This is a genomic window from Streptomyces sp. IBSBF 3136, assembly GCF_036815105.1.
Taxonomy (GTDB): Bacteria; Actinomycetota; Actinomycetes; order Streptomycetales; family Streptomycetaceae; genus Streptomyces.
In genome coordinates this window covers 1-6,946 of sequence record NZ_JAJSZC010000319.1, presented here as the reverse complement: position 1 = coordinate 6,946, position 6,946 = coordinate 1, and the positions used below count along the sequence as shown (strand labels likewise).

The 6,946-nt window shown below is 73.2% G+C and carries 6 protein-coding genes and 1 tRNA gene; 4 read left to right on the top strand and 3 right to left on the bottom strand.

Translation table 11 applies throughout. The features are described from left to right. The first annotated feature begins 186 nt into the window (after nucleotides 1-186). A tRNA-Gly gene (locus V7E45_RS37415) sits at nucleotides 187-260 on the top strand. Nucleotides 261-437: 177 nt separating this feature from the next. Here V7E45_RS37415 and V7E45_RS37410 read toward each other — a convergent pair. Next, nucleotides 438-1,151 (bottom strand): DUF4232 domain-containing protein, encoded by a 714-nt coding sequence (locus tag V7E45_RS37410; RefSeq protein WP_333778743.1) that lies wholly within the window; start codon nucleotides 1,149-1,151, stop codon nucleotides 438-440. A gap of 336 nt (nucleotides 1,152-1,487) precedes the next feature. Here V7E45_RS37410 and V7E45_RS37405 point away from each other — a divergent pair, with 336 nt between their 5' ends. The 3 genes from V7E45_RS37405 to V7E45_RS37395 all read left to right on the top strand — a co-directional run bounded on the left by V7E45_RS37405 (nucleotide 1,488) and on the right by V7E45_RS37395 (nucleotide 4,339). Further along, nucleotides 1,488-2,945 carry an FG-GAP-like repeat-containing protein gene (locus V7E45_RS37405; RefSeq protein WP_333778742.1) on the top strand — a complete coding sequence of 486 codons (1,458 nt, stop codon included), beginning with the start codon at nucleotides 1,488-1,490 and terminating at the stop codon, nucleotides 2,943-2,945. Between the two features lie 258 nt (nucleotides 2,946-3,203). After that, nucleotides 3,204-3,437: a hypothetical protein gene (locus tag V7E45_RS37400; RefSeq protein ID WP_333778741.1), complete on the top strand. Its 234-nt coding sequence runs from the start codon at nucleotides 3,204-3,206 to the stop codon at nucleotides 3,435-3,437. Nucleotides 3,438-3,472: 35 nt separating this feature from the next. Beyond that, nucleotides 3,473-4,339 carry a DUF2637 domain-containing protein gene (locus tag V7E45_RS37395; RefSeq protein ID WP_333778740.1) on the top strand — a complete coding sequence of 289 codons (867 nt, stop codon included), beginning with the start codon at nucleotides 3,473-3,475 and terminating at the stop codon, nucleotides 4,337-4,339. 22 nt (nucleotides 4,340-4,361) lie between these two features. On the opposite strand, the gene V7E45_RS37390 is transcribed toward V7E45_RS37395, so the two are convergent. Together V7E45_RS37390 and V7E45_RS37385 are read right to left on the bottom strand one after the other, a co-directional pair. Continuing rightward, the gene (locus V7E45_RS37390) at nucleotides 4,362-5,759 is read right to left on the bottom strand and encodes an FAD-binding oxidoreductase (protein WP_333778739.1); all 1,398 of its coding nucleotides are present in this window, start codon (nucleotides 5,757-5,759) and stop codon (nucleotides 4,362-4,364) included. 267 nt (nucleotides 5,760-6,026) lie between these two features. After that, nucleotides 6,027-6,866, bottom strand: a complete 840-nt coding sequence (locus V7E45_RS37385) for a hypothetical protein (RefSeq protein WP_333778738.1) — start codon at nucleotides 6,864-6,866, stop codon at nucleotides 6,027-6,029. Between the last annotated feature and the right edge of the window lie 80 nt (nucleotides 6,867-6,946).

Below are 6,946 nucleotides of genomic sequence, written 5' to 3'. Positions count from 1 at the left end.
CTCTCCCACCCCTCCACGGTACGCCCCAACTCGGTTCCCCCGCACGGGGATCCCACGCCTGCGGAACCCTGTGAGGATGCTCTCGACGCGCACGGGCCGCGCGGTCCGAGCACCGGGGGTCCGCGATGAGGTACAGTGAGCGAGCGTTCGGGCATCGACCCTTCGGGGCCGCTTCTTCCGAATTGCGCGGGTGTAGTTTAATGGTAGAACATCAGCTTCCCAAGCTGAGAGCGCGAGTTCGATTCTCGTCACCCGCTCCAGATGCAAACCCCAGGTCGGTGGCCTGGGGTTTTTTGTTGTCCATTTATTTCTTATTCCTCCGCGGCCTCCGTCGCCGCCATGTCGCGTCCTCGGAGAAGGTCCTCGACGGGGTCGGCGACCTGCGGCTCGGCGGCGACCCGGCCTCGCCCCACCTCTGACCCGGCGCCCGGCGACCGTCACCAGCGGACGGCGTCGTCCAGCGACTGCTGCCAGTAGGTGACCGCGAGCGAGTCGTCGACGTGCACGCCCTGCGACGGCAGGGGCGGGTGTGCGCCGGTGCCGACGCTCTCGCCGCCGGAGCGTCCGTGGAAGTAGACGGTCAGGGAGTGCACGGTGTGCCCGTCGGTGCCGCTGCCGTCGGCGGCGGACAGGTTGACGGAGGCGTAGCCGGACTCGCCGGGCTCGAGGGTGACGACCGCCTGCGGCCGCGAGTCCTCGACGGCCGGGGGCACCGCCTGCGCCTCGCCGAAGCGCACGGCCGGGTAGCCGTAGAGGTGGCAGCTCTTGCCGCCGGTGTTCGTCACCGTGAGCAGCAGGTGGTTCACCGGGCGGCTCAGCGGGGCCGCGACCGTCCTGGTGGTGGACCCCTCGCAGGTGACCGGGGTGCCGGACGGCGCCGGTCGCCCGGAGGCGGGGGTGTGGGCGGTGGGTGCGGCCGTGCCGGTGACGGACGTGCCGGACGGTGCCGAGGGGGCCTTCGGGGCGGAGGATGCGGAGGCCGACGCGCCGGACGAGGAGGCGGGGGCCGTCGTGGTCGGCCCGGTGGGCTTCGAGGTGCCCTCGCTCTCGACGCCCGTGCCGTCGTCGCACGCGGTCAGGGCGAACGCGGCGAGGGCGACGGTCGCGGCGGCGCCGGCGAGACGGGTGCGGGAGGTGCGGAGACCGGACATGTGCGGGTGCCCCTTCGGTGTTCGGGTGGGGTGGCGATCGCCACGACCGAAGCCTGCGCGGTGTTTCGTCCCGATCGCCATGCCCGCCCGGCGGTTCGGGACGCCGGGACGCTCAATGGCGCTGTGAGCAGGGGGAAGGCGACGGCCCTGGGACGCGGATGTGGGACGCCCGGGGAGGGGCGGGTGATGCGGACGGTCCACCGGGTGCCCGGAGTCGGCGGTACGAGGGGGTTGCGCGGGGTGACGGGTCACCCCTGCCGCACAACCCTCGGGACCCTGGAGGTGTCCCACAGGTGAACTCGCCGCCTCGGACACCTCGAACACCCTGGAGCCCCCGTGCGCAAACGGATACGGACGTTCGCCACCGCCGCCACCGTCGTCGCCGCGGCCACCGCCGGGCTGACCCTCCCGGCCTCGGCCGCCCCCGCGCGGACCGCCGGTGACTTCAACGGCGACGGGTACGCGGACCTCGCCGTGGGGGTGCCCGACGGCGCGGTCGGCGGCGCGGCGAAGGCCGGCTACGTCAACGTCGTCTGGGGCGGCCCGAAGGGGATCGGCGCCCACGGCGGCATCCGGATCAGCCAGTCCACCCCCGAGGTGCCCGGCACCCCCGAGGCGGGCGACCGCTTCGGTGCCTCCGTGGCGCTGGTGGACCTCAACGGCGACGGCATCGCGGAACTCCTGGTCGGCGCCCCCGGCGAGGACATCACCGGACGCGGCAAGGACGTGGGCATGGTCGAGGCGGTCGCCGGCGCGCGGCGCGGCACCCGCCCGGGCTCCGTGGTCCTCGACGGACCCTCGGCGTCGGCGGCGTACGGGCTGTCGGTCGCCGCGGCCGATCTGACCGGTGACGGCAACAAGGAGATCGTGATCGGCGGCCGGGACAAGGTCGTCGCCCGGGTCGCCCAGGGCGAGGACAGCATGGTCGCCACGGTCGTCGCCGCTCCGATGGGCGGCCGCGCCCCGGCCCTGACCACCGGTGACTTCACCGGGGACGGCACGGCGGACCTCGCGGTCGGGTACTGGTCGAAGACCCCGTTCACCCAGTCGCACGTGCGACTGTGGTCCTGGGACGCGGCCGAGCAGGCCATGGCCAACGTCTGGAACACCGACAACACCGGGGTCTCCGCGCTCGCCGCGGGCGACTTCGACGGCGACGGGCACGACGACCTGGCGCTCGGCGAGTGCCGGGAGATCGCCGACGAGAACATCGACGACCCGTGCGGCCCCGAGGAGTCGGCCAAGGGCGGCGGCATCCACATCCACTACGGCAGCGCGGAGTCGGGTTCGTTCGGGTACCGGCAGCAGACCCTGAACCAGGACACGGTCGGTGTGGCGGGCATCGCGGAGGACGGTGACCGGTTCGGCGCCGCCCTCGCCGTCTCCGACGTCGACCACGACGGCCGCGACGACCTGATCGCGGGCGCGCCCGGCGAGGCGATCGGCAGGCGGGCGGGCGCGGGCGCGGCGACCGTTCTGTTCGGCGGCCCGACGGGCCTCGTCGACGCGAAGGGCGGGGCGCGTTCCGCCGGCTTCCAGCAGAACACCCCGCGGGTGCCGGGGATCGCGGAGGCCGGTGACGCCTTCGGCGCGGCGCTCGCCACCGGCGACTACGACCACGACGGCAGGGTCGACCTGGCGGTCGGGTCCCCGGGCGAGAACGCCGGTTCGGGCGGGGTGTGGCTGCTGCCCCGGGCGGGTGCCGCCGGCTCCTTTGCCTTCACCCCCGCCGGGCTGGGGCTGCCCGCCCCGAAGAGCGCGCTCGGTTACGGCAGGCACCTCGGCGGCCGGTGACCGCCACCGGCGGCCGTGTCCTGGTGGCGGGCACGGCCGCCGTGTCTCGGTCCAGGCCGGCCCGAACCGGCCTCGTACGACCACTACTTCAGGGTGGACCGGGCCCCCGGCCGCTTTTCATTCTTCATACGGCTGCATATACGTCCGACCGATACCTGAAAAAGGTGCTTGTCCGGCTAATCCCTTCACTCGTTCGCCGCGCATCTGTCGCCGAAAGCCGCCGTTAGTGGGAATATGACGAGGGCAACCAAGGGTCAAGTGATCGATTCCGTCCGGGACCAGTCCGCTCCTTCCAGAAGGCGATCGACCCGACTGGGTTCCTTCACCTACATCCCCGCGCCGGCCGCCGGAGGCGCGCTCAACGGGATTCTGATGCGGGGCGGCCTGCCGGTCACGCTGGAGGTGACCGAGGAGATCCTGCAGGATTTCATGGACGCCCTGAGCAGCCTGGAGAACGATCTTTCCAGACGATGGGTCGAGGTGGAACATTGAACCCGCCCTTCGTGAAGGAATGAGCAATTCGCGTCATGTATGACGAGCTAACAGGGCATTACCAGGGTTTCTCCGCCGATTATCCGGACGGCGACGAGGACGACGGCACCCTGTACCAGGCCGGAATCCTCTACCCACCGCTGACCCCGCCGGACTCGGGCTGGGACCCGGCCGAGGAACTGGCGTTCATGCTGCGGGACGCCATCGAGGAGCAGCCGAGGATCCCGGCGGCCCGCACCGGTGAGCCCGCGGACCCGGTGGCCCACCGCGACGCCCTCGTGGAGATCACAGCGGAACTGCCACCCGTGAGAGCCGCGGCCCGGGCGGCCCGGGGTCATCGCAAGGTCCGGGAGCGGCGCCGCCTGGACAAGATCCGGACCGCCAGTTACTGCATCGCGGCGATGGCGTGCGTCGTCGCGTCGGCGGTGAGCGTCTTCGGCGGGCTGGTCGCCTACGACCCGCTGCGGTTCGTCGCGGCGGGGCGCACCGGGAGCGGCGCGGTGTCGTGGTGGCCGCTGCTGGTGTTCGGTCCCTGGCTGGTCGGGTCGCTGTCCATCCTGCGCGCCGCCCTGCACCAGCGCCGGGCCCTGCACTCCTGGTGCGTGGTCCTGCTCTTCTCGTCGATCGCGATGGCCCTGTGCGTCGCCGAGGCGCCGGACAACATCCTGGACCGGGCGGCCGCCGCCCTGCCCAGTTTCGCGACGCTGGTCTGTTTCCAGCAGCTGGTCCGCCAGATCACGCTGACCAGGCCGCCCCGGCGCGCGCTGCCCCGGCACCGAACCCGGACCGCGGCGCCCGCCTCCGGCGGGGGCGCCGCCGGACAACGGACGGCCCGGGACCGGACCCCGCCGGCGTCCGGTGGTTCCGCCGCCGGCCGGGGTCAGGGACGGCCGGCCCGGTGACACCTCGGTCCGGGGCGACGTCTCAGTCCGGGGCCGGGGGGATGTTCTGGTTGGCGTGGAACAGGTTGTCCGGGTCGTAGGCGCGCTTGACCGAGGCCAGGCGGTCGTAGTTGCCCCGGTAGGTCGCCCTGACCCGGTCCGTGCCCTCCTGCTCGCCGATGAAGTTGACGTAGGAGCCGCCCATGGAGTGCGGGTGCAGGGCGCTCCAGTAGTCGACGCACCACTCCCGGACCAGCTCGGCGTTGGCCGGGTCCGGGTCGATGCCGCCGATCACCCCCGACCACAGGGCGTCCCGGTAGGCCCAGGCCGTGTCGCCGGGGCCGATCCGGTGCGCGGCCCCGTCCACCGGGTACAGGTGCATGGTCGACAGGGTGGTCGGCAGGTTCTCCGCGTACTTGTGGTGCACGTCGACGGCGGCGTCGGGGATGGCGTCGAAGAAGTCACCGCGCCAGTACCACTGGAGTCCCGCGGGGATCAGGGTGTCGAACATGGTCTGCAGGCCCGGGTAGGGCATGGGCGTGGTGAAGTGGAAGGCGGGCGGCGCCGGTTCGTACACCGCGGCCAGCACCTCCTCCAGGCGGTCGCCGTGCAGGTCGCCGGTGCAGCACCACACGACAGCGCACGCCTTCCGCCCGTGCAGCGGCTCGGGGAAGGGCGGGCCCGGCGGTACGGCCAGCACGGCGAAGAACCCGCTCAGCTCCTCCGGCGCGGCGGGCAGGAACTCCCGGTACCAGCGCAGCACTTCGGGCGTGCGGTCGACCGGCCACACCGTCACCGCGACGCCGACCGTGCCGACCGGGTGCAGCTGGAAGGTGAACGAGGTCACCACGCCGAAGTTGCCGCCCCCGCCGCGCAGTGCCCAGAACAGATCCGGGTGGTTCTCCGCCGACGCGGTGACGTAACTGCCGTCGGCGAGGACGACGTCGGCCGACAGCAGGCTGTCGATGGTCAGGCCGTAGCGGCGGGTGAGGTGGCCGTGGCCGCCGCCCAGCGTCAGGCCGCCGACACCGGTGGTCGACATGATCCCGGACGGCACGCCCCGGCCGAAGTCGTGCGCCGCGTGGTCCAGGTCCCCGAGCCGGCTGCCGCCGCCCACCTGGACCGTGTCCGACTCGGGGTCCACCCGGACCCAGCGCATCGGTGTCAGGTCGAGCACGAGTCCGCCGTCCACCAGGCACAGGCCGGGGCCGCTGTGGCCGCCGCCGAACACCGCGAGGTCGGCCCCGCGGTCACGGGCGAAGGCGACCGTCGCCCGTACGTCGGCCACGTCCGCGCAGCGCGCGAAGGCGGCGGGCCGTCGGTCGATCATGGCGTTGTAGATGGTGCGGGCCTCGTCGTAGCCCGGGTCGTGCGGGGTGATCACACGGCCCCGCAGTGCCTCGCGCAGGCTGCCGGCAGCCGCTTCGTCGATGGTGGCCATGGCGGGGACCTCTGTGTGCGCCCGAGTCCGGTGAGCCGTGGACGGGGCGGCGCTCTCGCGTCCACGGAGGCGAAAGGCGCGGGTCCGTCCGCGCCCTTGGACCGCTGAACCGATGCGGGCGGGCCCATACGGCCGCGCCCGCGTCCCAGTCTTCACCCGGCCGCCCCACCCCGCACATCGGCCGCCCCGCGGGCGCCGCGGCACGGGCGCCAGGGGGTCTCCGGGCGCAGGACGCCGAGGAACTCGGGGGACTCGCGGAGCGGGGTGCTAGGGGTGCTCGTAGAGCTGGAGCACGCCGCCGAGCGAGAAGCACAGCGCGCCGGTGAGGGTGCCCCAGTCGGCGATGCCGGTGTTGAGCGCGCTGCCGGTGGCGGGGCGGGTGTAGGCGGCGAGCGCGGAGACCATGAACAGGGTGGAGCCGAGCTGGTTCACGGCGAGGATCCACCAGTCGAGGCGGTGCGGCAGCAGTCGGGGGCGGCCGTGGCAGACCTCGACGAGCCCGAGGTGTCCCGAGACCAGGAAGAGCGCACAGCCGATCACGTCGGGCGTCCAGATCAGGCGGTTGACCTGCCGCACGCTCAGGCCCCGCAGGAAGGAGTCCAGCAGGTTGACGCCGAAGACGAGGGTGCCCGCGAAGAGGAGGAACGTGGCGAGCCAGTCGAGCCGCATCGGTTCGTAGCTCCACCACCGCCACGGGCGGGTGACGAGCCGGTCGCCACCGGTGTCGTGGCGCGGCGCGTTGATCGTCTGGAGCAGCGAGACATAGCCGCCGATGTTGAAGAACAGGCCGCCGGCGAAGTAGATCGAGGCGCTCTCGACGGCACTCCCCGAGCCGTACCGGGCCACGGCGGCCCCGGCCGCGAAGAGGGCGCCGCCGATCACGAAGGCGATCGAGGCGATGGTGTTGAGCCTGCGCAGCCGGGCCACGGCCACGGCGTCCGCCGGCCGGTGCCGGCCGGCCCGGGCCCCGGGCGGCCGGACGGCGAGCGCTCCGCGCCGCCGCGCGAGCCGTGACTCCCAGACCGCGGTGCCGCCGCCGGGCAGCGGCCAGGTGAGCCGGGTGGTGAACGGTCCCGCGCCCTCGGCGCACTGATCGGGCTGCCCCACGCGCCGAGCCTAGACCGCGTACGGCGGTGACCCCCCGAGCGAAACACCACCGGCGGCCCCGGCCTCAGCCCCCTACCGAC

Coding starts and splice junctions, on each gene's coding strand:
- V7E45_RS37395 (WP_333778740.1), top strand. CDS start 3,473: ATGTATGACGAGCTAACAGGGCATTACCAGGGTTTCTCCGCCGATTAT.
- V7E45_RS37410 (WP_333778743.1), bottom strand. CDS start 1,151: ATGTCCGGTCTCCGCACCTCCCGCACCCGTCTCGCCGGCGCCGCCGCG.
- V7E45_RS37390 (WP_333778739.1), bottom strand. CDS start 5,759: ATGGCCACCATCGACGAAGCGGCTGCCGGCAGCCTGCGCGAGGCACTG.